Origin of the sequence: Naumannella cuiyingiana (assembly GCF_013408305.1) — a bacterium.
Taxonomy (GTDB): domain Bacteria; phylum Actinomycetota; class Actinomycetes; order Propionibacteriales; family Propionibacteriaceae; genus Naumannella; species Naumannella cuiyingiana.
The window spans coordinates 1,875,159-1,901,554 of record NZ_JACBZS010000001.1 but is presented as its reverse complement, the minus strand read 5'-3'; the positions used below and the strand labels follow the sequence as shown (position 1 = coordinate 1,901,554).

25 protein-coding genes are annotated in these 26,396 nt (G+C 70.2%); 12 read left to right on the top strand and 13 right to left on the bottom strand.

Annotation, left to right across the window (positions count from 1 at the left end; all coding sequences use genetic code 11):
• The first annotated feature begins 86 nt into the window (after positions 1 to 86).
• Positions 87 to 809, top strand: a complete 723-nt coding sequence (locus GGQ54_RS08710; protein WP_179445035.1) for an MIP/aquaporin family protein — start codon at positions 87 to 89, stop codon at positions 807 to 809.
• A 39-nt stretch (positions 810 to 848) separates the two neighbouring features.
• On the top strand, positions 849 to 2,363 hold the full coding sequence (glpK, locus tag GGQ54_RS08705) for a glycerol kinase GlpK (protein ID WP_179445034.1): 1,515 nt from the start codon (positions 849 to 851) through the stop codon (positions 2,361 to 2,363).
• Between the two features lie 242 nt (positions 2,364 to 2,605).
• Here the strand turns inward: glpK and GGQ54_RS08700 are convergent, their stop codons facing one another.
• Together GGQ54_RS08700 and GGQ54_RS08695 are read right to left on the bottom strand one after the other, a co-directional pair.
• Positions 2,606 to 3,664, bottom strand: a complete 1,059-nt coding sequence (locus GGQ54_RS08700; RefSeq protein ID WP_218843790.1) for an agmatine deiminase family protein — start codon at positions 3,662 to 3,664, stop codon at positions 2,606 to 2,608.
• A gap of 13 nt (positions 3,665 to 3,677) precedes the next feature.
• Complete coding sequence (locus GGQ54_RS08695) at positions 3,678 to 4,283, bottom strand: LysE/ArgO family amino acid transporter (protein WP_343045902.1); 606 nt, start codon at positions 4,281 to 4,283, stop codon at positions 3,678 to 3,680.
• An 86-nt stretch (positions 4,284 to 4,369) separates the two neighbouring features.
• Between GGQ54_RS08695 and GGQ54_RS08690 the strand changes: the two genes are divergently transcribed.
• The 3 genes from GGQ54_RS08690 (at position 4,370) to GGQ54_RS08680 (ending at position 6,649) form a co-directional block, all read left to right on the top strand.
• A complete protein-coding gene (locus GGQ54_RS08690; RefSeq protein ID WP_179445033.1) occupies positions 4,370 to 5,266 on the top strand; it encodes a LysR family transcriptional regulator ArgP in 897 nt (298 codons plus the stop codon).
• A 61-nt stretch (positions 5,267 to 5,327) separates the two neighbouring features.
• Entirely contained in the window at positions 5,328 to 5,738 is a 411-nt protein-coding gene (locus tag GGQ54_RS08685; protein ID WP_179445032.1) for an ArsR/SmtB family transcription factor, read from the top strand.
• Positions 5,738 to 6,649, top strand: a complete 912-nt coding sequence (locus GGQ54_RS08680; RefSeq protein ID WP_179445031.1) for a cation diffusion facilitator family transporter — start codon at positions 5,738 to 5,740, stop codon at positions 6,647 to 6,649. Before GGQ54_RS08685 ends, GGQ54_RS08680 begins: the two co-directional genes overlap by 1 nt.
• Positions 6,650 to 6,665: 16 nt before the next feature.
• Here the strand turns inward: GGQ54_RS08680 and GGQ54_RS08675 are convergent, their stop codons facing one another.
• On the bottom strand, positions 6,666 to 7,469 hold the full coding sequence (locus tag GGQ54_RS08675) for a crotonase/enoyl-CoA hydratase family protein (RefSeq protein ID WP_179445030.1): 804 nt from the start codon (positions 7,467 to 7,469) through the stop codon (positions 6,666 to 6,668).
• Between the two features lie 44 nt (positions 7,470 to 7,513).
• Between GGQ54_RS08675 and GGQ54_RS08670 the strand changes: the two genes are divergently transcribed.
• On the top strand, positions 7,514 to 8,152 hold the full coding sequence (locus tag GGQ54_RS08670) for a class I SAM-dependent methyltransferase (protein WP_179445029.1): 639 nt from the start codon (positions 7,514 to 7,516) through the stop codon (positions 8,150 to 8,152).
• Positions 8,153 to 8,158: 6 nt separating this feature from the next.
• Here the strand turns inward: GGQ54_RS08670 and GGQ54_RS08665 are convergent, their stop codons facing one another.
• A complete protein-coding gene (locus GGQ54_RS08665; protein ID WP_179445028.1) occupies positions 8,159 to 10,387 on the bottom strand; it encodes an outer membrane protein assembly factor BamB family protein in 2,229 nt (742 codons plus the stop codon).
• 256 nt (positions 10,388 to 10,643) lie between these two features.
• On the opposite strand from GGQ54_RS08665, the gene GGQ54_RS08660 reads away from it, so the two are divergent.
• Positions 10,644 to 11,678 carry a Gfo/Idh/MocA family protein gene (locus GGQ54_RS08660; RefSeq protein WP_179445027.1) on the top strand — a complete coding sequence of 345 codons (1,035 nt, stop codon included), beginning with the start codon at positions 10,644 to 10,646 and terminating at the stop codon, positions 11,676 to 11,678.
• Positions 11,675 to 12,679, top strand: a complete 1,005-nt coding sequence (locus GGQ54_RS08655; RefSeq protein WP_179445026.1) for a Gfo/Idh/MocA family protein — start codon at positions 11,675 to 11,677, stop codon at positions 12,677 to 12,679. The genes GGQ54_RS08660 and GGQ54_RS08655 overlap by 4 nt, the downstream gene beginning before the upstream one ends.
• Positions 12,680 to 12,735: 56 nt before the next feature.
• On the opposite strand, the gene GGQ54_RS08650 is transcribed toward GGQ54_RS08655, so the two are convergent.
• The 3 genes from GGQ54_RS08650 to GGQ54_RS08640 all read right to left on the bottom strand — a co-directional run bounded on the left by GGQ54_RS08650 (position 12,736) and on the right by GGQ54_RS08640 (position 15,931).
• Positions 12,736 to 13,602 carry an ABC transporter permease subunit gene (locus GGQ54_RS08650; RefSeq protein ID WP_218843789.1) on the bottom strand — a complete coding sequence of 289 codons (867 nt, stop codon included), beginning with the start codon at positions 13,600 to 13,602 and terminating at the stop codon, positions 12,736 to 12,738.
• Positions 13,599 to 14,477, bottom strand: coding sequence for a carbohydrate ABC transporter permease (locus GGQ54_RS08645; protein ID WP_218843788.1), 879 nt, complete (start codon positions 14,475 to 14,477; stop codon positions 13,599 to 13,601). Before GGQ54_RS08645 ends, GGQ54_RS08650 begins: the two co-directional genes overlap by 4 nt.
• 83 nt (positions 14,478 to 14,560) lie before the next feature.
• The gene (locus GGQ54_RS08640; protein WP_179445024.1) at positions 14,561 to 15,931 is read right to left on the bottom strand and encodes an ABC transporter substrate-binding protein; all 1,371 of its coding nucleotides are present in this window, start codon (positions 15,929 to 15,931) and stop codon (positions 14,561 to 14,563) included.
• Between the two features lie 164 nt (positions 15,932 to 16,095).
• Here GGQ54_RS08640 and GGQ54_RS08635 point away from each other — a divergent pair, with 164 nt between their 5' ends.
• A complete protein-coding gene (locus tag GGQ54_RS08635) occupies positions 16,096 to 17,112 on the top strand; it encodes an Lrp/AsnC family transcriptional regulator (protein WP_179445023.1) in 1,017 nt (338 codons plus the stop codon).
• A 55-nt stretch (positions 17,113 to 17,167) separates the two neighbouring features.
• On the opposite strand, the gene GGQ54_RS08630 is transcribed toward GGQ54_RS08635, so the two are convergent.
• From GGQ54_RS08630 to GGQ54_RS08610, 5 genes are all read right to left on the bottom strand, one after another.
• Complete coding sequence (locus tag GGQ54_RS08630) at positions 17,168 to 18,199, bottom strand: glucosidase family protein (RefSeq protein ID WP_179445022.1); 1,032 nt, start codon at positions 18,197 to 18,199, stop codon at positions 17,168 to 17,170.
• Positions 18,196 to 18,897 (bottom strand): methyltransferase domain-containing protein, encoded by a 702-nt coding sequence (locus tag GGQ54_RS08625; RefSeq protein WP_179445021.1) that lies wholly within the window; start codon positions 18,895 to 18,897, stop codon positions 18,196 to 18,198. The genes GGQ54_RS08630 and GGQ54_RS08625 overlap by 4 nt, the downstream gene beginning before the upstream one ends.
• Positions 18,898 to 20,160 (bottom strand): glycosyltransferase family 4 protein, encoded by a 1,263-nt coding sequence (locus GGQ54_RS08620; protein ID WP_343045901.1) that lies wholly within the window; start codon positions 20,158 to 20,160, stop codon positions 18,898 to 18,900.
• A 61-nt stretch (positions 20,161 to 20,221) separates the two neighbouring features.
• Positions 20,222 to 21,211, bottom strand: coding sequence for a hypothetical protein (locus GGQ54_RS08615; RefSeq protein ID WP_179445020.1), 990 nt, complete (start codon positions 21,209 to 21,211; stop codon positions 20,222 to 20,224).
• Positions 21,212 to 21,350: 139 nt separating this feature from the next.
• Complete coding sequence (locus tag GGQ54_RS08610; protein WP_179445019.1) at positions 21,351 to 21,884, bottom strand: TetR/AcrR family transcriptional regulator; 534 nt, start codon at positions 21,882 to 21,884, stop codon at positions 21,351 to 21,353.
• A 70-nt stretch (positions 21,885 to 21,954) separates the two neighbouring features.
• On the opposite strand from GGQ54_RS08610, the gene GGQ54_RS08605 reads away from it, so the two are divergent.
• Complete coding sequence (locus GGQ54_RS08605; protein ID WP_179445018.1) at positions 21,955 to 22,953, top strand: FAD-dependent monooxygenase; 999 nt, start codon at positions 21,955 to 21,957, stop codon at positions 22,951 to 22,953.
• On the opposite strand, the gene GGQ54_RS08600 is transcribed toward GGQ54_RS08605, so the two are convergent.
• Complete coding sequence (locus GGQ54_RS08600) at positions 22,954 to 24,483, bottom strand: ATP-dependent DNA ligase (RefSeq protein WP_179445017.1); 1,530 nt, start codon at positions 24,481 to 24,483, stop codon at positions 22,954 to 22,956.
• A gap of 125 nt (positions 24,484 to 24,608) precedes the next feature.
• Here GGQ54_RS08600 and GGQ54_RS08595 point away from each other — a divergent pair, with 125 nt between their 5' ends.
• The gene (locus tag GGQ54_RS08595) at positions 24,609 to 25,760 is read left to right on the top strand and encodes an acyl-CoA dehydrogenase family protein (RefSeq protein ID WP_179445016.1); all 1,152 of its coding nucleotides are present in this window, start codon (positions 24,609 to 24,611) and stop codon (positions 25,758 to 25,760) included.
• 19 nt (positions 25,761 to 25,779) lie between these two features.
• Positions 25,780 to 26,370, top strand: a complete 591-nt coding sequence (locus GGQ54_RS08590) for a flavin reductase family protein (RefSeq protein WP_179445015.1) — start codon at positions 25,780 to 25,782, stop codon at positions 26,368 to 26,370.
• Positions 26,371 to 26,396 lie beyond the last annotated feature (26 nt).

The following is a 26,396-nucleotide window of genomic DNA, read 5'->3' as shown; positions in this document are numbered from 1 at the left end:
GGCTTGCCTATGCGATCGCCCCGATCGCCTGCCGTGGCGGCCGAGCCGCGCTAACGTCGGGGCGTCCCCATCGATGAGGAGCAACGATGACCCCCCAGATATTCGTCGCCGAGACCTTCGGCACGGCGATCTTGTTGATCTTCGGCTGCGGCGTGGTCGCCAATGCCATCCTCGCGAAGTCCAAGGGCAACGGCGGCGGCTGGCTGATGATCTCGTGGGGCTGGGCGCTCGGCGTCTTCTGCGGTGTCTTCGTCGCCGCGAAGTCCGGTGCCCACCTGAACCCGGCCGTCACCCTCGGCCTGCTGCTCAAGGGTGACGACTTCGCCGACGGCGTACCGGCCTCGGTCGGCACGGCATTCGCCTACTTCGCCGCCCAGATGCTCGGTGCGATCATCGGGGCCGTCGTCGTCTGGTTGGCGTACCGGATGCATTTCGACGCCGAGGAGGACCCGGCCAATGTGCTCGGCGTCTTCTCCACCGGGCCACAGTTGCGCAGTCCGCTGTGGAACCTGATCACCGAGATCATCGCGACCTTCGTGCTGGTCTTCGTGATCATGAGTTTGGCCGGTACGCCGAACGAGCTCGGCCCGCTGCCGGTCGCGTTGCTGGTGCTCGGCATCGGCATCGCCATCGGCGGACCGACCGGGTACGCCATCAATCCCGCCCGCGACCTCGGGCCGCGGATCGCCCACGCGCTGCTCCCGATCAAGCACAAGGGCTCCAGCGACTGGGGGTACGCCTGGATCCCGGTCGTCGGACCGCTGATCGGCGGTGCGCTCGCCGGGGTGGCCGCCGCGGCGCTCTTCTGACAGCCTGAACCCGAACCCACCGCACAAGGAGGTGCCACCATGGCCGACTACGTGATTGCCATCGATCAGGGCACGACCAGCAGCCGCGCCATCGTCTTCGACTCCGCGGGCTCGATCGTCTCGTCCGGCCAGAAGGAGCACGAGCAGATCCTGCCCCGCGCCGGCTGGGTGGAACACGACCCGAACGAGATCTGGGCCAATACCCGTGAGGTGATCGGGCAGGCATTGTCCCGGGCCAATCTGACCCGGCACGACATCGCCGCCGTCGGGATCACCAACCAGCGCGAGACCGCGGTGGTCTGGGACAAGAACACCGGTGAGCCGGTCTACAACGCGATCGTCTGGCAGGACACCCGGACCCAGAAGATCGTCGACGAGCTGGCCGCCGACGGCGGCGTCGAACGGTTCAAGGACACCGTCGGCCTACCGCTGGCCACCTATTTCTCCGGGACCAAGATCAAGTGGATCCTGGACAATGTCGACGGCGCGCGGGAGAAGGCCGAGGCCGGCGATCTGCTCTTCGGCACCACCGACTCCTGGTTGGTCTGGAATCTCACCGGCGGCACCGACGGCGGCGTGCACATCACCGACGTCACCAACGCGTCGCGGACGATGTTCATGGACCTGAAGACGCTCGCCTGGGATGACGACATCCTGGCCGCCTTCGGCGTACCGAAATCCATGCTGCCGGAGATCAAGTCCTCCTCCGAGGTCTACGGAACCGTCGCCGCGTCCCAACTGCTCCGCGAGACGCCGGTTGCCGGCATTCTCGGCGATCAACAGGCGGCGACCTTCGGCCAGGTCGCGTTCGAGCGCGGCGATGCGAAGAACACCTACGGCACCGGCAACTTCCTGATCGTCAACACCGGCACCGAGATCGTCCGCTCCGAGAACGGCCTGCTGACCACGGTCTGCTACCGGATCGGCGATGCCGACCCGGTCTATGCGCTGGAGGGATCGATCGCCGTCACCGGTTCGGCGATCCAGTGGCTGCGTGATCAACTCGGGATCATCTCCGCCGCACCCGAGGTCGAGCAGCTCGCCGAGTCGGTCGAGGACAACGGCGGGGTCTACTTCGTGCCGGCGTTCTCGGGCCTGTTCGCGCCGTACTGGCGTGGCGATGCCCGGGGTGCGATCGTCGGCCTGACCCGGTTCGCCAACAAGGGCCACATCGCCCGTGCGGCGCTGGAGGCAACGGCGTTCCAGACCGCCGAGGTGCTGGACGCCGCCGACAGCGATGCCGGGGTCCGGATGACCGAACTGAAGGTCGACGGCGGGATGACCGCGAACGACGCGCTGATGCAGTTCCAGGCCGACATCCTCGGCATCCCGGTGATCCGGCCGAAGGTGATCGAGACCACCGCACTCGGTGCCGCGTACGCCGCCGGGCTGGCGGTGGGCTTCTGGTCCTCCACCGAGGAGCTGGTGAAGAACTGGCAGGAGGACAAGCGCTGGGAGCCGCAGCTCGACCCGGCCGAGCGCGACCGGCTGCTGCGACAGTGGAAGAAGGCCGTCACCAAGACCTTCGACTGGGTGGACGACGACGTGCGCTGAGCCCGCGCCCCCCTGGCCACACGCAGCCCGCCTCTCCATCCATTCCTCTCCCCGGCAGCTCCATCCACCCCCGCTCCACTCACCCCTCTCCTCATTCACCACCCCGACTCCACCCACCCCTCTCCCCGAATTGTTTCCGTAGTTATGCCCGCCATTCGAGCCGAATGGCGGGCATAACTACGGAAACAATTCGGGGGTGGGGCGGGGGCGGGGGCGGGGGCGAGGATCTTCGGCGGCGCGGCTCACGGCGCCGGCTGTTGCTGGGTGGCGCAGTGGATGCCCCCGCCACCGGCGGCGATGCCGTCGATCGCCACCGGCACGATCTCGCGCTCGGGGAAGAGCTGGCGCAGCTTCGTCGCCGCCGCCGTGTCTGCGCGGCGATCGCCGAACTCGGGCATGATCACCGCCCCGTTGCAGACGTAGTAGTTCACATAGCCCGCGGCGAAATCGTCGGTCAGGAAGTCCTCGCGAATCGCCCACGGCGCCGTCAGCGTCACGACCTCCAGCGGGCCGCCGTCGGCATCGGTCGCCTCGTTCAGCAGCGCCAGGTGCTCGCGGGTGACTTCATGATCGAACGACTGCGGATCCTCGTCCAACGCCGCCACCACCACGCCGGGTCGGACGAAGCGGGCATAGAAGTCGGTGTGCCCGTCGGTGATGTCGCGGCCGGCGACACCGGGCAGCCAGATCACCTTGCGGATGCCGAGCAGCCGGGCCAACTCGGCCTCGACGTCTTGTTGGGACCAGCCGGGGTTGCGGTTGTCGTTGAGCACGCAACTGCGCGTGATGATTGCCGTCCCCTTGCCATCGACCTCCAGCGCGCCGCCCTCCAGGACCAGCTCGGTGCCCAGCGCGGTGGCGCCGGCCTGCGCGATCACGGCCGCGGCAACCGTGGCATCGGCCGCGTGATCCTGCTTGCCACCCCAGCCGTTGAAGTTGAAGTCGACACCGGCGAGGCCGTCGCCACGCACGAAGACGGGGCCGGTGTCGCGTACCCAGAGATCGTCGATCTCATGTTCGACGATCCGCACCGTCGGGGCCAGCAGCTCGCGTGCCTCCGCGACGTCGCTCGGCCGGACCAGGACGCTGACCTCCTCGAACTCGGCGATGGTTCCGGCGAGATCGGCGAGGTTCTCCCAAACCTCATCGATCAGGTCGTCGCCCCAGATCGTCTCGGTCGCGCCGAGCGCCAGCCAGGTACGCGTGTGCGGCTCGCCCTCGTCGGGCATGGTCCACGCCATCTCGCCCCCCATCGCCCGCATGCGCCGCGGGTCGGCGTCGGCGTACCCATCGTCAGCCACGTACCGGTGAACGTCAACCGCCCAGCAGGAGCTTGATCGCGATGCCGATCATGATCGCGCCGATGACCACGTCCAGCACCCGCCAGGCGGCCGGGGTCGCCAGCAGCGGTCGCAGCGCTCGGGCACCGAAGCCGAGGGCGGTGAACCACCCGATGCTCGCGACGACGGCACCGCCGGCGAACCACCAGCGACCGGGATCGCCCTGCTGGCTGGCGATCGAACCGAGCAGCAGCACGGTGTCCAGATAGACGTGCGGGTTCAGCCAGGTCAGGGCCATCACCTTGGCCGCCGCCGACCAGGCGCTGCCCGCGGTCTCCTCGGCGGCCACCAGCCTCCCCGGGCGCAACGCACGGCGTATCGCCAACGCGCCGTAGCCGATCAGGAACGCCGCCCCGGCCCAGCGGATCACCGTCAGCAGCGCCGGCTGCGCGGTGACCAACGCGCCGAGGCCGGCGACGCCCGCGGTGATCAACACCGCATCGGAGGCGGCACAGATCGCCACCACCAACCCGACGTGGGAACGGGCGAGTCCTTGCCGCAGCACGAAAGCGTTCTGCGCGCCGATCGCGATGATCAGCGTCAGCCCGGTCAACAGGCCCGTCAGCATGGGGATGATCACGGGCCGACCCTAGGCGCCCCACCCGCTGAAGGCCATCGCGTAATTCTGCATTACCTGTAGCAAAGCTTCATCTAGGCTGGACACCCATGAGCGACACCCGAGGCTGGGATCGCGCCCAACTGGAGGCGCTGGCGGCCGCGGTCGACCACGAGACCTTCGACGCGGCGGCCCGCGCCCTGCACATCACCCCGTCGGCCTTCAGCCAGCGCATCCGGGCGCTGGAGCGCAGCGTCGGACAGCTCGTGCTGCGGCGTACCAAGCCGTGCCGAACCACCCCCGCCGGTGCGGAACTGCTCCGCCTGGCGCGCCAGCTCGCGCTGCTGGAGGACGAGACGGCGGCGCGGCTCGACGGGCCGGGCACCGTCACCACCCAGCTCCCGCTCGCGATCAATGCCGACTCCGTCGGCTCGTGGTTCGCCCCGGTACTGGCCGAGATCGGCACCTGGCCGGGCGTCGCACTGCGCCTCCGGATCGAGGACCAGGATCATTCCGCGGACCTGCTGCGCTCCGGCGAGACACTGGCCGCCGTCACCTCCGATCCGCAACCGGTCCAGGGCTGTTCGATCGAACCGCTCGGCGCGATGCGATATCTGCCCGTGGCGACCCCGGAGCTGATCGAACGCACCGGAGCGGTGACCTCGCGCGGAACGATCTGGTCGCGGCTACCGCTGATCCGGTTCAACGCCAAGGACGACCTCCAACACGGGCTGCTGCGCCGGCTCGGTGCCGAACCGGGTACGCCGGTCCACCTCGTCCCCAGCTCCGCCGACTTCGCCGTCGCGGTCCGCGCGGGACTGGGCTGGGGTCTGGTACCCGAGCACCAGTTGGGCGGCGACCTGAAATCCGGGCGCCTGTTGCGGCTCGGCCGCCGCCACGTCGACATCGCCCTGCACTGGCAGCGCTGGCGGCTGGCCTCGGACCTGCTGGACCGGCTCACCACGGCGGTACGCTCCGCCGCCCGCGCGCATCTGCGTACCCCCTGAATCGCGGCCGTGGGGGACGGCGGGATTGCCACCGGACGCCGGACCGTGTAAACATCTGCACATGCGATCAGATGTCGAGATTACGACGGTCGGCGGCTGTGCGACCGATCATGTCGACCCCGAGAAGGTCGCGATGGTGCGATCCGCTGCGCTGGGCGAGCCGGAGCTGGCCGCCACGGCGACGCTGTTCAAGCTGCTCGGCGACCCCACCCGGACCCGACTGCTCTACGCGCTGCTCGAGGCCGGCGAGCTCTGCGTCTGCGATCTCGCCGCGGCGACGGGCGTCCAGGAGGCGACCGCCTCCCACGCGCTGCGGTTGCTCCGCATGTCGGGGGTTGTCACCGCCCGACGCGAGGGCCGGCTCGTCTTCTACCGGCTGGCCGACGCCCACGTGCGAATGCTGCTCGATCTGACCCGCGAACACGTCTCCCACGCGGGCTCCGCGACCGATTCCAAGAAGGAGACCGCCTGATGGGTTCCGGACACTCCCACGCCCCCGCCGGGCACGCCGGCGGCCGCAATCGCTGGCGGCTCCAGCTCTCGTTCGGCCTGGTCCTGACGTTCTTCGTGGTGGAGCTGGTCTTCGGCATCATCTCCAACTCGCTGGCCCTGATCTCCGATGCCGGACACATGGCCGCGGATGTGGTGGCGCTGGGTGCCGCGCTCGTCGCCACGAAGCTCGCGAGCACCCGCGACGAGACGGGCAAGCGGACCTACGGGTGGTACCGCGCCGAGATCTTCGCCTCCGGCCTCGCCGTGTTGTTGATGTTGATCGTCTCCATCTCCATCGGCTACGGGGCCGTCGACCGGATCGGCAAGCCCGAGGTCGAGGTCAACACGATGATCATGTTCGTCGTGGGTGGCATCGGTCTGCTGATCAACATCATCGCCCTGTTGTTGCTGCGCGGTGGATCGAAGGAATCCCTGAACGTCAAGGGCGCCTACCTCGAGGTGATGGCCGACACGCTCGGCTCGGTCGGCGTGATCGTCGCCGGTGTGTTGGTCCAGGCGACGGGTCAGGCGCTGTGGGACACCTTGATCGGTCTCGCCATCGCGATCTTCGTCGCCGTGCGGGCGATCATGCTCGGCCGTGAGGTGCTGCACGTCCTCTCGCAGGGTACGCCGGACGGCATCGATGTCGGCGAGGTGACGACGGCTCTGGAATCCTGCCCCGGCGTGCAGAGCGTGCACGACCTGCACCTGTGGACCCTGACCTCGGGAATGAACGTCGCCACCGCCCACCTGGTCACCGACGACGGTGCCGACGCGCACAGCGTGCTCGATGCGGCACGCGAGGTGATGCGGACCAGGTTCGCGATCGAGCACGCAACTCTGCAGGTCGAGCCCGCCAACCACCAGGGGTGCGACGAGCTGGCCTGGTAGGCCGTCTGTTCGGTCCTCAGCGGCGGGGACGAAACACCGGACGCTCGCCGGCCAGCCCGGCCTTGCGGGCAATGGCGAAGTTGGCACCGAACAGCAGCGGGAGCTGGGCGGCGCGTTCGAGTGCGAAGGTACGCCGGTCGCTGCCCGGCCAGGCCCGGTCGAACAACCGCTTGATCGTCGCGATGGCATCCGGGGAACGTCCGGCGATCGAGGCCAGCAACTCCGTCGCAATCCCCTCGGGATCGTCGGCCAGCTCGGTGACCAGCCCGAGCTCGCGGGCCGCGGCGCCGTCGATCACCTCCGCGGTCATCGCCAGCCGCTTGGCGACGTCGATCCCGACGAGCTGGGCGAGGGTACGCACGCCGGTCATGTCCGGCACCAGCCCCCACTTCGCCTCCATCACCGACCAGCGCGCATCCGGCGTACCGATCCGGATGTCGGCCGCGAGCGCAAGCTGCAGCCCGCCGCCCAGGCAGTTGCCGTGAACCGCGGCGACGACCGGCACCGGGATCCGCCGCCACGCCCAGCAGGCCTCCTGGAACGTGTTCGTGCCGCGCCACGGGTTCGGCACGAACCTCGGCAGGAAATCGCGAGACGCGAACGAGACCCCCTTGAAGTCCAGCCCCGCGCAGAAGCTCGGGCCGGCCCCGGACAGGAGCACGCCGCGCAGCTCGCGATCGCGGCGCAGCCGGTGCGCGGTGGCGATCAGGCCGGCGAGCATCGCGTCGTTCAGCCCGTTGTGCTTGTCCGGGCGGTTCAGGCGTACCCGCGCGATCGCGTCGTCGCCGAGCTCGCAGATCACGGCCGCTTCGTCGCTCATGGACCCGAAGTCAATCACGGGCCGGGGAGCGGGAGAATGCCGCCATGACCCTGCCCGACCCGCTGCGCGCCGTGATCGACCGCACCGACGGCTTCATGCCGACCGACGAGGGCGAGGCGCTGCACGCGGCGGCGCTCGCCGGGCTGGGTGACGGCGTGTTGATCGAGATCGGCAGCTACTGCGGCCGCTCGACGCTGTTCCTGGCCGCGGCGGCGATGATCACCGGCGGCCGGGTGGTGACGATTGATCATCATCGCGGCTCCGAGGAGCACCAGCCGGGCTGGGCGTACCACGACCCCGGCCTGGTCGACCCGGCCACCGGAAGCATCGACACCCTCCCCCGGCTGCGGGACACCCTGAACCGGGCAGCCGTGGCCGTGCCCGGGATCGATGAGCACGTGACGATCATGGTCGGTCGTTCGGAGGAGATCGCGCGCTGGTGGCGTACGCCCGTGCGCGCCGTGTTCATCGACGGCAGTCATACGTTGGAGGCGGCCCGGCGCGATCTCGACGGCTGGGCGCCGTGGATCGAGGCCGGCGGGTTGTTGATCATCCACGACGTGTTCCCGGACCCGGCCGACGGCGGCCGGCCGCCGTACGAGATCTATCGTCAGGCGCTGGAGTCGGGCGCCTTCACCGAGATCGGCGCCCGGGGCTCGTTGCGCGTGCTCCGCCGGGGATGAATGCCGCTAATCGAGCCGAGTCAGGAGTACCCGTCCGTCGAGATGGGCGCTGATCAGCATCGAGTCGATCAGCGTCGGTGAGGAGATCACCGGCGAGGCGGAAAGCTGGCGCACCTTCCGGTACTCCCCGGTGGCCAGATCGAGCACGGCGAGATCACCCATGGTGCCGATCACATAGGCCGTCTCGCCGTCGATCACCGGCGCCGCATCCAGCGAGCGGGAGACCATCCGGTCGGTGGTCCACCGCAGATTGCCGGTAGCCGCCTCGACCCGGCTGGCCGCACCCCACTCGTCAATCAGCAACAGGTCCCCGCCGGCCAGCGGCCTGACCGCCGAATACAGGTAGGACTGCTCGATCGCCCAGACCTGTTCGCCACTCGCCCGGTCCAGCGCGTACCCGCCGGAGACCGTCGCCACGAAGACCGCGCGATCGTCGATCACCGTCGCCTGGGTCGTCCATGGACCGTAGATCAGCCTCCGGTAGGCGTCCGGACGATCGGCCAGCAGCACCTCCCAGACCGGCGAGCCGTCCTCGATCCTGACCGCCCGCGCCTTGCCGTCGCCGGTGCCGAGGAAGATCAGTTCGTCATCGGCGGCGACCCGGCCGGCGCTGATGCCGGGCTGCGGACGGGACCAGATCACCTCGCCGGAGGCGTCCAGCAACACCAGCTCGGCGCCGACCATCACCGCGACCCGTTCCCGCCCGGACGCTTTGAAGATCGCCGGGTCGGCCATCACCGGCCCTCCCAGGCCCGTGCGCCAGAGCTGCTTCCCGCTGTCTGCTTCCAGACCGATCAGATAGCCGTCAGCCGATCCCGCCACCAGCAGAGATTCATCCTCGCTGACCGCCAGGTTCGTCAGCACCGGCCCGGTATCGGCCTCCCAGGCGCGCGTCAGCCGCCGGCCGACCTGCAGCGCGGTCACGCCGTTGACCGCGCCCGGAACCACCACTCGGTTTCCGACCCGAACCGTGCCACCGGTGATGATCGCGCCGAGCGCGACATCGTCGACGGGTCGGTACGCGTCGGAATCGATGCGGAACGTCTCGATCACCCGCCAGCGCGAGTCGCCGTCGACGAACTCGACATTCACCCGGTGCTCACCCGGCGGCAGGCCGGAGATGTCCAGGCTCCCCTCGATGCTGCGGCCGCGGCGGGTGAGCTGGGTCCACTTCTCCGCGATCGATCCGGCGTAGAGCTGTTGCTGGTAGATCCCGCACCGGGCCGTCAGACCTTCGGACGGCTGGCTCGTCACGGCGGTGATCAGCAGCTCGTCCCCGCGTACCCGCACCCGCAGACGATCGGGTTGCCGACGGCGTTGCCGTTCGCGATGGCCGCGATGATCATCGAGCTGCAGGGCGACCACCTCGGTGATACGGCGGTCCTCGGGGCGTTCCGGGTTGTCGATGCCGACGTGTTCCACCAGCAACCGCGACGGTCGCCGGGCCTCGCCGACGACTGTCAGCCGGTAGTACTGGGCGGCGTTCTTGACGGCCGCTCCCTCCAACTGGGTGAGGCCGTTGAACAGGTCGATCAGTTGTCGGTGGGTGTGCCCGGCGAGCACGAGTTGCACATTGCGGCCCTCGATCGTTCGCAGCAGGTCATCGGTATTGACAACGTAGTAGTGGCCCTCGGCCATCGGATAGTGCGTGACCAACACCGTGGGGGTCTTCGCCGACTTGTTCTGCAGCTTGCGCCGCAGCCAGGCGAGGTCCTGTTCGGTGTAGTAGCCAACCTCTTGTTGCCAGATTGTCGGATCCAGCAACAAGAACTGGATTCCCGCCAGGTGCACCTCCACATTGCGTTGATCAAGGTATCGCTCGTACAGCTCCGCGGCCGTCACGTCCCAGCGGATCTCGTGGTTGCCCGGCACATGCCAGACGATGTCTCGCAGCGATCCCGGCACCAGGTCGAGATAGGCCTGGTACTCCGCCGCGCTCCCGTACTCCGTCACGTCACCCCCGTGCAGCACCAGGTCCGGCCGATCGGCCTCGATCGCAGCGAACACGGCCCGCAGGTTGGTCAGATGCCGGGCATTCTCCGGATCGACGTGGGTATCGGTCAGGAACGCGACGGTACGCCGAGACTCCGGCGTGCCTGGCTGAGCCGCGGCGCGCGGGGACCGCGTCGACGCGGCGGCCGCGCCCACCAGCACCGCCGCGCCGCCACGCAGCGCGGCGCGGCGGGAGAGGGCGCTCCGGTCGGAAAGATCGATGCCGGGTTCGGTGTCGCTCACGGCCCTGATTCTTCAGCGGCCACGCAGCGCGCGGCAACCCTTCGTGCACGAGTGCCCGATACGTTCGCCGCTTCCGATCAACGAATCTCCGCATCATGCTTGTACTTCTCATCAGGTGCAGTTCTGAAACAACTTTCATTCAGTCGCGCCCGACTTCGGACCTGCCTCCTGCAGGCCGCTCGAAGTCCGATCTCGGCAGGCATCGCGGCTGCTAGCGTCCGGCGCGAGCACAGCACGCAGCCAGGGAAGGGCGGCAATGGGAGAACGGGCCGACAGCGCATTGATCACCGTCGGCATCATCGGCGCCGGCGGGATCGCCAATGCGCATCTACCGGCATGGCGCGACCTCGGTGTCCGCGTACTGGTGTACTCCGTCGACGAGGGCGCCGCCGGGCTGATCGAGCGGCATGGCGCCGGTGAGGCCGTGACCAGCCTGGCGGAGCTGTTGGAGCGCGCCGACATCGTCGACATCTGCAGCCCGACCTACACCCATCGCGATCTGGTGTTGCAGGCCGTCGCGGCCCGCCGCCCGGTGATCTGTGAGAAGCCGCTCGGATTGGATCCGGAACAGGCGCGAGAGATCATGTCCGCCTGCGCCGCAGCCGGTGTCTCGCTGTTCCCGGCCCAGGTCGTCCGCTTCTTCCCCGAATACCGGGCGCTGCAGCAGCAGGTGGCCGCCGGCATCGTCGGTACGCCGGCCGTGCTGCGGTTCACCCGGATCGCCGAGCGCCCGAAGCGCGAGTGGTTCCATCAACCGGCGCTCGCCGGCGGCATCATCCTCGACCAGATGATCCATGACCTGGACATGGCCCGCTGGCTGGCCGGTGAGGTGACCGAGGTCTTCGCCCGTTCCGTCACCCGCGCGGCCGACACGGGCGAGGTGACCGCCGCCCAGGTGGTGATGCAACACGCATCAGGGGCGATCAGCAGCGCCTTCGGCGCCTGGGCGAGCGCCGGCACCAGCTTTCGAACCGCCTTCTCCCTGGCCGGCACCGCGGGCTATCTGCGCCACGATTCTGCCGACAACCGACCGGTACGCGTGGACGCCCCGGCGCCGGGTCAACCCCGCGGCGGCCTGCTCCCGCGCAACCTCGGCCGGAGCCCGTTCCATGATCAGCTCGGCGAGTTCTTGTCCGCGATCCGCGACGGCGCCCCCACCCGGGTATCGGCGTTCGACGGGGTGCAAGCGGTCGCGATCGCCACCGCCGCGTCGGAATCGGCACGGGCCGGGCGTCCGGTCCGGCTCGGCGACGCATGGACCAGCACGCAGCCCGAGGAGCGCAGCGCATGAGGATCGGCATCCACTCCCTCGCCCACACCCACGGGTACAGCTATCTGCGGGTCCTGGCCGAGCGTCCCGGGGTGGAGGTCGGGCTGGTGGACACGCCGCCCCTCGAGGGGTCACCACGCGGCCCGGAGGCTGCCGCCGCCTACGGCGCCCGGTACTTCGACGATCTCGATCAACTGCTGTCCTGGCATCCCGACGGAGTGATCGTCTGCACCGAGACGAGCCGGCACCGCGAGGCGACCGAGAAGATCGCCGGCGCCGGTATCCACGTGCTCTGCGAGAAACCGCTGGCGACCTCGCTGACGGATGCCGATGCCATGATCGAGGCCTGCGCCGCGGCCGGGGTGCACCTGATGACGGCCTATCCGGTGCGCTTCTCCCGACCGCTCGCCGCCCTGCAGGCCACGCTGGAGTCCGGGCAGCTCGGGGAACTGGTCAGTTATGCCGGCACGAACAACGGCAAGCTCCCCTCCGAACGGGCCTGGTTCTCCGAGCCGGCCGAATCCGGCGGCGGCGCGATCATGGACCATACGGTGCACATCGCCGACCTGCTGACGGTCCTGCTGCCTGATACCGAGGCGACCTCGGTGCTGGCGGCGGCCAATACCATGATCAACTCCGATCGCGCGCGAGCCGAGACCGGCGGCCTGGTCTCGATCGCGTATGCCAACGGCGTGATCGGCACGATCGATTGCAGTTGGTCGCGCCCGGACAGCGACCTGGTCTGGGGCGGCCTCACCCTGCAGGTGCTCGGCACCGGCGGTCTGGCCGACATGGACGCCTTCGACTCCCAACAGATCTCCGGATTCTCCGGTGAACAGGGAAGGCCGCTGCGGCGCGACTACGGCGAGGATGCGAACGCCGCGATGCTCACGGCCTTCCTCGACGGCATCCGCACCGGGGTCGCGCCGCAGCCCGACGGGCGTAGCGGTCGGCGCAGCATGGCGATCGCCCTGGCCGCCTACGAGTCGCTGGCCACCGGCAGCCCGGTCCGGCCCGGTTGAGCCCCGCAGCACGCCTCGGCCGCGCCCACCGGTCGCCCCGTCCCGCGAGTCCGCGGTCACTTCTCGGCCCCGGAGGTGAGCCCGTCGATCAGGAATCGCTGGACGACCGAGAACAGGATGATCACCGGCACCGTCACGGTGATCGATCCGGCCAGCAGGACGGTCACGGGCACGTCGAAATCGCTCAACTGCGCGATACCGAGCGGTGCGGTCCACTGCTCCCGGCGCTGGACCAGGAAGAGCAGGGCGTAGAAGTACTCGTTCCAGGCGATCATGAACGTATAGATTGCCGTCGAGACGACACCGGGGATCGCCACCGGCAAGATGATGTTCCACAGCATCCTGGGCAGCGAGGCGCCGTCGACCGTGGCCGCCTCCTCGATGCTGATCGGCAAGGCGATGAAGTAGTTGCGCATCATGTAGAGCGCGACCGGCACGGTGCTTGCCACATAGACCAGGAACAACCCGGCCAGCGAACCGGTGAGCCCGACCCGGGCGAGCAGCACGAACAGCGGTACGGACAAGACGATCCCGGGAAACAGATAGACCGCGAGGATGATCGCGTTCACCACGCCTCGACCGGCATAGCGCAGGCGGGCGGCAGCATAGGCGCCGAGCACCGATACCAGGATCGACAATACGACCGTGCACAGCGCCACCACCAGGGAGTTCAGGACGAAGCGCCCCAGCCCGAATCCGCCGGCCGACTCGTTCAGCATCGCGGTGGCATAGGCGGACAGATCGATCTCGTCCGGGCCGGGGATCAGCCGCAGCGGCTCCCGGATCACCGACGACGCCGGTCGCAGGGTGAGCAGTACGCCGTAGAGCACGGGGCCCAGCGAGGCGACCAGCGCGGCGGCGATGATCACGCCCCGGAGGACCCGCAGCGGGAGCGGGCTACGCAACGAGGAGCGAGAGCTCACATGGCCTCCTTGCGGCGTCCGATGATCACGTACGCGGCCAGCAGCACGGTCAGCACGGCCGACATCAGCAGGCCGTAGGCGGCGGCACTGCCGATATCGGCGCGAGTGATCAGCTCGGTGTAGACCTTCAGCGCCATCACCTGGGTGCCCCCCGCCCCCTCGGTCAGCAGATAGACCTCGTTGAAGCTCTGGAAGGTCCAGATGAATCGCAGCAGGCAGAGCAGCAGGATGACCCCCCGTAGCTGCGGCAGGACGATCTGCGTCAATGTCTGCCAGCGGGAGGCGCCGTCGAGCGCCGCCGCCTCCTCCAGCTCGGCGGGCACGCTCTGCAGCCGGGCGGTGATGAACAGGAAGGACAGCGGCGCGGAGCTCCAGATCTCGAAAACCACCACGACCAGCAGCGACAGCGGGATCGGAATCCCCCACGCCTCCACCGTGGTGGTGTTCAGGAAGGCCACCGGGGCCGACCAGCCGAGGAACTCCCGGCCGATCGCGTTGACGATGCCGTACTGGGGATTCAGCATCGTCTGCCAGATCGTCACCGCCGCGATGATCGGCAGGACATAGGGCACCAGCAGCAGCGCCCGCACGACACCCCGTCCGGGGAACGGCCTGCGCAGGCACAGCGCCAGCACCAGCCCGCAGCCAACCGATCCGATCATGGTCAATGTGGCATAGAGCAGGGTGGTGCCGAGCGCATTCCAGAAGGTCGGGTTGCCGAAAGCGCGCTCGAAGTTCGCCAGCGACCACTCGATCGGCTCGGTGCCGATCCGGGGGATGTCGACCAGCCGGATCTCGGAGAAGGCGAAGACGAAGACCAGCACCAGGGGCAGGATCGAGGCGAAGGTGATCACCAGCAGGGTCGGGAGGGTCAACAGTTGCCCCTGTCGGCTCTCCCGCCGCGCCAACTGTCCCCGCCGCGGCCGGGTCAGGACACGTTCCGTCACAGCCCTGCCCGTCACAACCCTGCCTGGACTCCCTCGACGGCGCTCTTCATGGCTGCGGTGACCTCGGCCGCCGGCCGGCCGCTGTACAACTGCTCGATCTCCGCGGCCAGTACCCCTTGGTTGAATACCACTCCGGCGAGCTCGGCATCGGGCGTACCCATGCCCCACTGGTAGACCGAGTTGATGCCGGTGGACATGCTGTCGACGAACTCCTCGCCGTACAGGTCGCCCGCGCTCGCCTTGGCGCCGGCACCGATCCCGAGTCTGCCCCAGGCGTCGAGATACTCGGTCGGGTTTTCCTGAGTGCCATTGCGCAGCGGGATCCGCCCCTCGGTGGCGACTGCGAGCGTGTCCACATAGCCGGTGCTCATGACGTACTCGACATAGCGCTGGGCGGCCTCGGCGTTGGCACCCTGCGGAATGTTGTACCCAAGCACGGTGCCGTACTGCCGCGGGTTGTCCGGGTTGAGTACGGTCAGGAACTCGCTCTGCTTGGCCAGGAAGGCCGGGTCGTCGGCGCACTGCTCACAGGTCGGCGGGTTGGCATCATCCAGCCCGGCGAGCTCGTCCAACAGGTGGGTGGAGAACAAGAGCATGCCCGCATCGCCGTTCAGGTACGCCGCCCGGGCGCTGCTGACATCGAAGTCACCGGAGGTCGAGGAGTTCCGCAGGGTCATGAACTGCTCGGCTGCGGCGGTGCACTCCGGGGAGTCGATGGTCACCGTGCCGTCGGTCACCAGCTCACAGCCGGCGGTCTGGAAGAGCGACTGGATTCCTTCGGTGGCCGAAGCGGTGCCGGCCTGAGTGCCGAAGGCCAGCCCGGTGATGCCCAGCTTCTCCTTGATCGTCGTCGCGGCGGCGGCCAGTTCCGCCAGGCTGGTGGGTGGCTCGACCCCTGCCTTCTCCAGCAGATCCTTCCGGTACGCGATGACATGGGTCCACCCGTCGCTCGGCACTGCGGCGGCCTGGCTCTCCGGGGTGAGCGCCTGCAGCGCGCGCTCGTTGAAGGTGCCCGGCCCGAGCGCCTCCACCGTGGCCGCTGCCGCATCTGTGTCGAGCAGGCCCTGGGCGTTCCAGGCGCTGGTCTGGGTCGCCGATGCGAGGATCACATCGGGCACGTCGCCGGAGGCGGCACCCGTGACCAGAGCCTGGTCCTGGTCGGCAGCGGCCATCGGCACCACGTCGACCTTGATGCCGGACTCCTGCTCGAAGGCGGCGGCGATCGCCTGCTGGGCAGCCAGCCGCTCGGGTGATGTCTGGGGCGTCCAGAAGGTGACGGAGTCAGACTCCCCGGCGTCACCGCCGGCGCCGGAGCAGGCGGCAAGGACCAGCACGGACGCGGCCGCGACGGCCACCGCCGAGCGATGCAGGAAACGGGACATGTGCAGCCTCCTCGGATCGCGGGGAGCGTGCAACACGGGTGCGTCGGCGCACGCTCGGTTCCTGTCCGCAACGTATCCCAGCTGTACCATTCGGTCGCAACACCCGCTCCTTTTGCAATGAACGATGATCCAAGACTGAGGAAGTGAATCAAATGACGCCTCAGATGGATGCGGTTGACCGGAGAGTCATCGGCGGGCTGCTTGCCCATCCGCGGGCGACCAATGCGCAGCTCGCCGACGCGGCCCATACCTCTCCGGCGACCGTCTCCCGCCGGGTCAGCCGGCTCGTCGCCGACGGCACCGTGTGGGTCACCGGCGTCGTCGACAGCCGCGCCACGAACCGGTCGCGGTCGCTGTTCGTGCGGCTGCGCTGTACGCCCGGCAATGTCTTGTCCACGGTCGAGCGGTTGGCATCGTGGCCCGAGTGCGGTTCGGTCAAGCTGGTGACCGGCAGCGTCGACGCGGTCGCCGAGATCAGCTACACCAGCCAGGACCATCTGCTCGACCTCACCCTCGAGCAACTGCCCGCCCTGAACGGAGTGCAGGCGATCTGGAGCAATCAGGTGATCCGTCGCTACTCCACCCCGCATCGGTGGATGCCGCCGCTGCTCCCCGACGCCGCCGTGGCAGCGCTGCGCGCACTGCGTATCGACCGCTGGCTGGAGTCCTCCCCGCCCGATCGCGCGGATCTGCCCCCGGTCGCGGCCCTGGTCGCCGGTGCCATGCAGGACGACGCCCGGCAGTCCTGGCGCATGATCGCCCGGCGCTGCGGCATCAGCGCCGTGACCGCTCGGCATCACGTGGAGCAGATGATGGCGAGCGGCACCCTGCGTACCCGAACCGTCGTCGAACCGGAGGCCATCGGCCTGGCCGTGAACGCCTTCGTCTGGCTGAACGTGAACCCGACCCAGCTCGGCAAGGCCGGGGCGCTCCTCGCCGAGCATCCCGCGGTCTTGATGATCGCGGCGACCACCGGCGACCGGAACCTGTGCGGCGAGATCGCGGTGGCCTCGGAGTCCGAGCTCTACACCTTCATCTCCCGGACGATCGGCGGCCTTCCGGGACTGCAACATGCCGATGTCGCGATCGCCCTGCGATCGCTGAAGCGGGCGGGCCGTGCCGTCCCGCCCGGACCGCGCGCGCCACAGCCGAACGGACAACCGGCGCGGACAAGCACCTGAACCCGGGGCAGGGTCGGCGACGGCTGCCTGGCCGACTACGGCGACAACACGATCGTCAGCGAGCCGGGCGGTGCACCCGATGCCCCGCGGTCGCCACGGTGATCGCGTCCGCGGCGAGCAGCATCGCGGCGGCCGTCCAGGATGACAACTCCTCCGGCCAGCGCAGCCCGTCGCTGAAGACCAGCCCGGTCCAGTAATTGCCGTCCGCCTCGCGCAGGTGCTGCATGTCCGCCAGCAGCCGTTCCGCGCCGTCGCGATCCCCCAGCCCCGCCAGACAGATCGCCAGCTCACAGGTCTCCGCGCCGGTCACCCAGGGCCGGTCGGCAACACATCGGATGCCGAGCCCCGGCACCACGAACTCCTCCCAGCGGCCCGACAGCCGGGCCCGGGCCGCCTCGCCCGTGATCGCGCCGCCGAGCACCGGGTAGTACCAGTCCATCGACCACCGACGGCGGTCGGCGAACCGCTCGGGGTGCCGGCCGAGATCATCGGCGATCCGGGCCCGCAGCTCTACCCAGTCCGGACGCCGCTCCCCGACGGCCTCGGCCAGCGCCAGCGCCGCGGTCAGCGAGTGGTGCACGCTGGCGCTGCCGGAGACCAGCGCCTCGTCGAACCGATTCCCGCGTGCGTCCTCGGCCCAGGCGATCATGCCGTCGGTGGTACGCATCCCGCACACCTTGTCCACGGCGGCCCGCACGATCGGCCACAGCTCGGCCAGAAAACGATCATCGCCGGTGACCAGCCACTGGTGCCAGACCCCGACGGCCAGGTAGCTGATGAAGTTGGCATCGGTGCCGTCGTCGGCGACCGTCTCGTCGGCGTTGATCTTGATCGGCCAGCTCCCGTCCGGGCGCTGGGTCGCGGCACTCCACCGGTACGCCCGTTCGGCCTCGTCGACGAATCCCGCGACGGCCAGCCCCATCGCGGCCTCGACATGGTCCCAGGGGTCGATGTGCCCGCCGGTGAACCACGGGATGGCTCCGCTCGGGTGCTGCATCGCCGCGATCCCCGCGCCGGTGGCGCGTACCTCCGCGGCCGACAGCACTCCGGGCAGCACCGGCACCGCGCGGGAGGTGATCGCGGTCATGGTCGGGTCAGGTAGAGGTTGATCGACTTGCCGAGCACCGGGTCGAGCAGCCGCTCGGCGGCCCGCGTCGGCCAGGGGGCCTTCATCAGGTCCCAGACCAGCATCGCGTGCCAGGCCCGGGCCAGCGGATGATCTTCGCCGAGCCCGGCGCGCAACCACCAGTACGGCGCATGCAGGGCATGCGCCCCGCCGTGGCCGTCCAGCCGCAGCCCGGCGGCGGTCAACTTCGTGATCAGCTCGGTCTCGGTGTAGATCCGCACGTGTCCGCCCGGCACGGTGTGGTACTCGGTCGACAGGGCCCAGCAGATCCGCTCCGGCCAGGCCCGCGGCACCGACACGGCGACCCGCCCGCCCGGACGGGTGACCCGCACCGCCTCCCGGATCACCGCAAGATCACCGGGCACGTGCTCAAGGATCTCGGACAAGATCACCAGGTCGAAGTGGCCGTCCGGCCACGGCAGGTGCGCGGCATCGCCGGTGACCACCTCCGCGGTCGCACCGGCGGGCACCTGCCCTTCGAGTTCCATCGCCACGAACAGCTCCTTGACCTGGGCAAGATCATCGACGGCCTGGTCGAAGGCGATCACCTCGGCACCGCGCCGGTAGAGCTCGAAGGAGTGCCGGCCGAGGCCGGCGCCGATGTCGATCGCCCGGGTGCCGGGGCCCACGCCGAGCCGGTCGAAGTCGAATGTGAGCACCTATGCTCCCTTCCGGTATGCGGCCCCGGACTCCTCGATGGCCCGGGTGTAGACCTGCGCGGTGGCGCGCGCGGCGGCGACCCAGCCGTAGCGCTGCAGCACCCGCTCGCGCCCGCGGCGCGCCAGCGCCTCGCGCAGTTGCGCGTCGTCGAGCACCTTGGCGAGCGCCAGCCGCAACTCACCCGCGTCGCCGGGCGGCACCAGCATCGCCGCCTGGCCGACCACCTCGGGGATGGCGCCGGCGCGGGTCGCCACCAGCGGCGTACCGCTGGCCATCGCCTCCACCGCCGGTAGCGAGAATCCCTCGTAGAGCGACGGCACGCACGCCACCTGCGCGGTCCCGATCGCCTCGGCCAGCTCCTCCTCCGACAGCCCCGAACGGATCCGCACCGCCCCGGCGAGCCCGAGCCGGCGCACCTGCCGCTCGGCGCTGCCGCCCGGCGGGGTGATCAACTCCAGCTCAACCTCGCGATCGGCGCGCAGCGCGGCCAACGCCTCCAGCAGAACCGGTACGCCCTTGAGCGGCATGTCGGCGCTCGCGATGCAGACGATCCGACCGGGCACGCGCTCGCGGCCGGGCGCGAACAGCGCGGTGTCCACGCCGAGCGGCACCGTGGTGATCTGCTTGGGCGAGACGCCGAAGTCGGCAACGATGTCGGCGGCAGAGCTCGCGGACACGGTGATCAGGTGCGGGAGCCGCCGGGCGACCCGGCGCTGCATCCGCAGGAAGCCGTACCAGCGGCGCACCGTGATCCGCCGCCAGCCCCGCGCCCGCGCGAGATCGAGTCGGCGGTCGCGGCTGATCGGGTGGTGGATGGTGGCGACCAGCGGCCAGCCCTGTCGACGCAGCGCGAGCAGGCCGCTGCCGAGCGACTGGTTGTCGTGGATCACGTCGAAGTCGCCGTGCCGCTCGGCGAGCAGCCGCGCCACGCGTACCGAGAAGGTCCACGGCTCGGGGAACCCGGCGCTGCACATCAGCGCGAACTCCGCCACATCGACCGCGTCCCGGAACTCCGCGAGCCTGGGCACCCGGAACGGATCCGGCTCGCGGTAGAGGTCGAGGCTCGGCACCCGCGTCAGGCGGACGCGCGGATCAAGCTCGGGATAGGGCGGCCCGGAGAAGACCTCGACGCGGTGCCCGATGTCGACCAGGCCACGGCTGAGCTGGCGTACGTAGGTGCCCTGCCCGCCGGAATGCGGCTTCGAGCGGTACGACAGCAACGCCACCCGCATCCGCACCACCTCGCCTTCGCCCGCCAGCACCCCCGTCGAACACCTTTGAGTCAATCATGATGGCTGGCCTATGTGACCGGCGGGTAACGAGTCACGAGCCGGTTGACCCCGGCTCGGGTTCGGCGCCGCTGCGGGCGCCCGAGCCGGTGCCCGCATTCGACCCCGAATCCGTGCCCCCGTCGCCCGATCCCGAACCGTTGCCCGAGCCCGAGTTCGACCCGGAGTCCGCGTCGGAGTTCGAGCCGGAGTTCGAGCCGGACCCGCCGGATCCACCGGACCCGCCCGGCTCGCTCGTCGGCCGGCTCCCGGGATCGGCACTCGGGGTGGAGCCGTCGGCGTCCGGGGTGGGCCGCACGCTGGGTTCGGCGCTGGCGCGCGGTTCGGGGGTACGCCCGGTCGGCTCGCGCTCGGAGCCGGACCCGGGGCGTTCGGTGGGCCCGTCGGCCGGTTCGGTGCCGCCGCCGTTCGGCCGGTCGCCGCGTTGCAGCGCGGTGACGGTGGTGCCGCTGCCCCGCGGGTCGGACAGCGGGTGTCCGAGGACCGCCTCGACGCCGGTAATCACGGCCATCGCCACGACCGCGATCAGCCCGGCGGCGCCGACGACGATGCCCCACCGGATCCGGCGCCGGCGACCCGGTGGCTCGGTTGGTTCCCTTGGGCCGGTTGGGCCGGTTGGCTCGGTTGCGTAGGGCGCGGCTTCCGCATCCGCCCCGACCGCCGCAACCGGCTCGGTGGGCGGGTCCTCGGTCCGGGCGGCGGCCTCGGTCCGGGGGGCGGTACGCGGAAGCACCCGCGTCGCCTCCGGATCCGCCACCTGGGGCGTACCCCCGCGTCCGCGGCCGCGCAGCGCGGCGAGCTTCTCGGCGTTCAACCTCAACGAATTGCTGTAGAGGGTCCCGCCCACGGTGGCAATGACGCTGCCGAGCGCGGCGCCGACGACCGTGCCGGCCACGCCGAGCCGGGAGGCCGCGACTGCGGAGGTGATCGCCGCGAGCGCGCTGCCGATGACCTGGAGGAAGGACAGGTCGCCGACGAGCCTGCGGGAGGTGGAGCGGGGTGCTTCGGATTCTTCGGTGGACATGCGCCTGCCAGGGTCGAGTTGGGTGACGGAGTCTTCGACGGTAGGTCGCCGGGCGCCCCGACCAAACCCCGCTGGCGCGATCAGGACCACGGTCCGACCCACGCGCCCCGGCGCACGACCGTGGGCGGGAACTGCCCGATCAGCCCGGCACGATGCGCTCGATGCTCGGCCGCGGATCGAAGCCGGCACGGGGGAAGCACAGTTGGTGCAGGAGCAGGCCGTCGAGCTGATCGAGGATCGTGGCCAGCGCGTCGGCGGCCAGCCCGGCCGCGGCGAGCTCGCTGCCCGCCCAGGCCTCGATCCCGCTCCGCGACTGCTCCAGCGCGCCCCGCAGCGTCGGGTTGTCGGCCGCCGCGAGGAACAGGGCATAGCGCGCGGCCGTGAGGTTCCGCTCGGCGGTCAGCGCGCGATCCAGCCAGGCGGCCAGCGCGTCGATCAGGTCGGCGCGTCCGGTGAGCCGGCCGGGCACGACGGCGCGCCACAGCTCGCGGTCGCGCTCGGCGACCCGGCTCGCCACGGCCCCCAGCAGCGCATCCCGGGTGCGGAAGAGGTTCGACGTCGAGCCCTCCGGCAGGCCGGCCGTGCGATCCACCACCCGGTGGGTCAGCCCGCGCATGCCGGACCGGCCGAGCACATCGATCGCGGTGTCGACGACCAGCTCTCGTCGCGCCATGGCACGAAGCTACCGACCGCCTCCGACACGGCGATTGCGCGACCCGGCACTACATTTGTAGTATTGCCTCATGCGGACGGCGGCGATCATCGGCGGCGGGATCGGCGGCCTCGTGCTGGCGGGGCTGTTGCGGCGTGCGGGCGGGTGGGACGTGACGGTGCACGAGCGTGCCTCCGCACTGCCGGCCAGCGGCACCACCCTCGGCATCTGGCCGGACGCGATGGCGGTGCTCGACCGACTCGGGATCGGCGAGCGGCTGCGCGCGGCGGCGACGCTGCAGTCCCGCGGTCGCCTCTGCCGACCGGACGGGTCGACCATCGCGCGAGTCGACCGCGAACCCGGGGCCTGGTTGATCAACCGGCCCGAGCTGCTGGCGGCCGTCGCCGACGCGAGCGGCAAGATCAACTTCGGCTCACCGATCGACGACCCGGGATCGGCGGCCGGCGCCGATCTGGTGGTCGGCGCCGACGGCGTACACAGCCCGACCCGGGCGGCCCTGACCGACGCCGGCGTACGACGCCCGGGGATCACCATCTGGCGCGGGGTGGCGCGCACGCCGTGCACCGAGCTGATCGAGACCTGGGCGCCCGGCGCGCTGTTCGGGATGACGCCGCGACCCGGCGGGTCGACCAACTGGTACGCCACGATCGCCACGCCGCCGGCCGACGCGCCCGCCGAGCTGCCACGCCTCTTCCGCGACTGGCACCCGCCGGTGCGCGCGGTGATCGACGCGATCGCCGACGACACCGTCCTGCGGCACGAGGCCCTGCTGGCGCCGCCGCTGCGCCGGTACGCATCCGGGCGGATCGCCCTGATCGGCGATGCCGCACACGCGATGGCCCCCAATCTCGGCCGGGGCGCGTGCGAGACGATCCTCGACGCGGGCGCGCTCGCCGACCACCTGGCCGGCCTGCCCGTCCCCGAGGCCCTCGCCGCCTACGACCGCGACCGCCGCCGCGCCGCGACCGGGGTCCAGCGCGCGTCGTCGGTGATGGCCCGGCTGGCCATGGCTCGGCGCGCGCTGCCCGCGCGCGACCTGCTGGCCCGCGCCGCGGTGCGGGTCGGCTGATCAGCCCGCGCCGAGCGCGCGTACCTGCTCGATGGTGTCCGCCTCGTCGGCGCGCTTGTCGTCGCGGTAGCGCAGCACGCGGGCGAAGCGCAGCGCAACGCCGCCGGGATAGCGGGTCGAGCGCTGCACCCCGTCGAAGGCGATCTCGACGACCTGCTCGGGGCGGAGCTTGATCACCCAGTCGTCGTCGCCGACCGGCCCGTCGGCCAGCTCGGTGAACCGCCGGGTCTGCCAGGCGAGCATCTCGTCGGTCATTCCCTTGAAGGTCTTGCCCAACATCACGAACTCGCCGGTCCCGGGGTCACGCGCGCCGAGATGGATGTTCGACAGCATCCCGCGCCGACGACCGCTCCCCCGCTCGACGGCCAGCACGACAAGATCGAGAGTGTGTCGCGGCTTGACCTTGATCCAGCCGGATCCGCGGCGCCCGGCGCTGTAGGGGGCCGCCAGGTCCTTGATCACCACGCCTTCGTGCCCGTCGGCGATCACGGCATCGAAGAAGGCCCGGGCGGCGTCGGCATCGGGGCGATCGAGGCGCCGGATCCGGTACTCCTGCGGCACCAGTTGGTCGAGCCGGCGCTGGCGTACCTCCAGCGGCTGGTCGATCAGCGCCTCGCCGTCGATCGCCAGCACGTCGAAGATCGCCGGCACCAGCCGGTGCCCCGCTCCGGCCGGCACCTCTTGGGTGGCGGTCCTGGCGGCGGTCTCCTGGAACGGCCGCGGGCGCCCTCGATCGTCGCTGGCCAGCACCTCGGCATCGATGATCAACTCCTCGGCCGGCAGCGCGGCGATCACCTCCGCCACATCGCCCAGCCGCTCGGTCACCTCGTCCAGGCTGCGGGTGAACAGCCGCACCCGGTCACCGGACTTGTGCGCCTGGATGCGGATCCCGTCGAGCTTGGTGTCCACCGCGACCGGGCCGGAGAGCTTGGCGAAGGCGGCGGCGACATCGGGTGCGGAGCCGGCGAGCATCGGGCGTACCGGCCGACCGACCTCGAGCGTGAACGCGCGCACCGCCTCGGCGCCCCCGGCCATCGCCGCCTCGGCGACCGGTGCGGTCGCGCCGCTCAGCATCACGGCCCGCCGCAGGTCGGCCAACGGTACGCCGGACGCGGCGGCGACGGCATCGACGATGGCGGCATCCAGCGCGCCCTGGCGCAGCTCGCCCGAGACCAGCCCGCGGAGCAGCCGCTGCTCGGGCGCGGTCGCCGCGCCGAACAGCTCCGCCAACGCGAACGCCCGCGCCCCCTGGGAGCCCGGGCCGGACAGCGCGGCGATCCGCTCGAACGCCGCATCGACCCCCGCCAGCGTCAATGTCGGTCGCTCGGCAGGCCCGGGCAGTTTGCCGAGCGAGGCCCACCCGACGCCCGTCCGCCGCTGCCGCAGCTCGCCGGCCAGGTAGCTGGTCAGCACGGGCAGGTCCGCGGGCTCGGCACGCCGGAGCAGGTCGGCGAGCAGATCGCGCTTGGCATTGCGTGAGCGGGTGGCGGCGAGCGCCGCCGAGGTCTCGGCGACCTCGTTCAGCAGCATGGCGGCATTCTGCCGCGCGCCGCCGACATCCGCCGCGTGCCGAGCCGCCCGCGCCGACCCCACCCGCTCCCCACCCGGCCGCCTTGGCAGGATGGGCCGTCCGAGCACCGGCAAGGAGGCTGGCGATGGGGCGTCCCAGGGCGATCTTCGACACCGAGCACGAGGACTTCCGCAAGATCGTGGCCGAGTTCGTCGCGCGCGAGATCGCGCCGCACGCCGAGCAGTGGGATGCCGACGGCATCGTCTCCCGCGAGGTCTGGCGCGCCGCCGGGCAACAGGGACTGCTGGGCTGGTTCGTCGCCGAGGAGTACGGCGGCGGCGGGGTGGGGGACGATTTTCGCTACAACGCCGTGCTGACCGAGGAACTCACCCGCCTTGGCGGCTCCGGCGTCGCGCTGTCCCTGCACAACGACGTGATCGGGCCCTACCTGGTGCGACTGGCCGACGACGAGCAGAAGCAACGCTGGCTGCCCGGCTTCTGCAGCGGCGAGTTGATCACCGCGATCGCGATGACCGAGCCGGGCGCCGGCTCGGACCTGAACGGCATCGCCACCCGCGCCGAGGACCGGGGCGATCACTGGCTGCTGAACGGGCAGAAGACCTTCATCAGCAACGGCATCCTGTCCGATCTGATCATCGTCGTCGCCCGTACCGATCCCGATGCCGGGCACAAGGGCATCTCGCTGCTGGTCGTCGAGCGCGGCATGTCGGGCTTCGAGCGCGGACGCAATCTGGCCAAGATGGGCCAGCACGCCCAGGACACCGCCGAGCTGTTCTTCACCGACGTCGTGGTGCCGAAAGAGAATCTGCTGGGTACGCCGAACCGCGGCTTCGCGCACCTGATGGAAAACCTGCCGTCGGAGCGCCTCGCGATCGCCGTGGCGGCGGCATCCGCCGCCGAGAAGGCGTTCGCGCTGGCGCTGGAACACGCACGGACCCGGCAGGCCTTCGGCCGGCCGATCGGCGCGTTCCAGCACAACCGGTTCGTGCTGGCGGAGCTGGCGACCGAGGTCGACGTGATGCGTACCTATGTCGATCACTGCATCGCCCGGATGGTCGAGGGAACGCTCGACGCGGTCGGGGCAGCGAAGGCGAAGTGGTGGACGACCGAGCTGACCCAGAAGATCATCAACGCGGCGGTGCAGTTGCACGGCGGCTACGGCTACATGAGCGAGTACGAGATCTCCCGGATGTACACCGACACCCGCGTGCACACGATCTACGGCGGAACCACCGAGATCATGAAGGAGATCATCGGCCGCTCGCTCGGCATCTGAGGGCCTACGATTGGCGACCATGACGACTCTCGACCCGGCCGACCTGGGCCCGTCGCGGACGTACAAGCTGCTCAGCGCGCTCGTCGTGCCACGGCCGATCGCCTGGCTGGGCACGATGTCTGCGGACGGCGTACCGAATCTTGCGCCGTTCAGCTTCTTCAATGTCGTCTCCAACGATCCGCCGACGGTGATGGTCAGCATCACCAACCGGCCGGACGGCCGCGACAAGGACTCCCTGACCAATCTCGATCATGATCCGGGGGCGACGATCAGTCTCGTCTCCTATCCGCAGTTCGAGCAGATGTGGCATTCCAGCCTGACGCACGAGCCGGAGGTCGACGAGTACGCCGCGGCCGGCCTGCCGACCGAGCCCGGCGATCGGGTGGCGGCGCTGCGGGTGGCCGATGCGCCGGCGGCGCTGGAGGTCACGCGTACCCGTCGGATCGAGGTCGGTGCCTACACGCTGAACCTGCTCCGGGTGCTCGCGCTGCACGTTCGCGACGACCTGATCGACGAGCGCCTGCACGTCGACCTGGCGGGGCTGGACGCGGTCGGCCGCCTGTCGACCCGGTTCATCCGCGTCGACGACATCTTCGAACCGCCGAACTGAGACCAGCCGATACCTGAGCGATCATT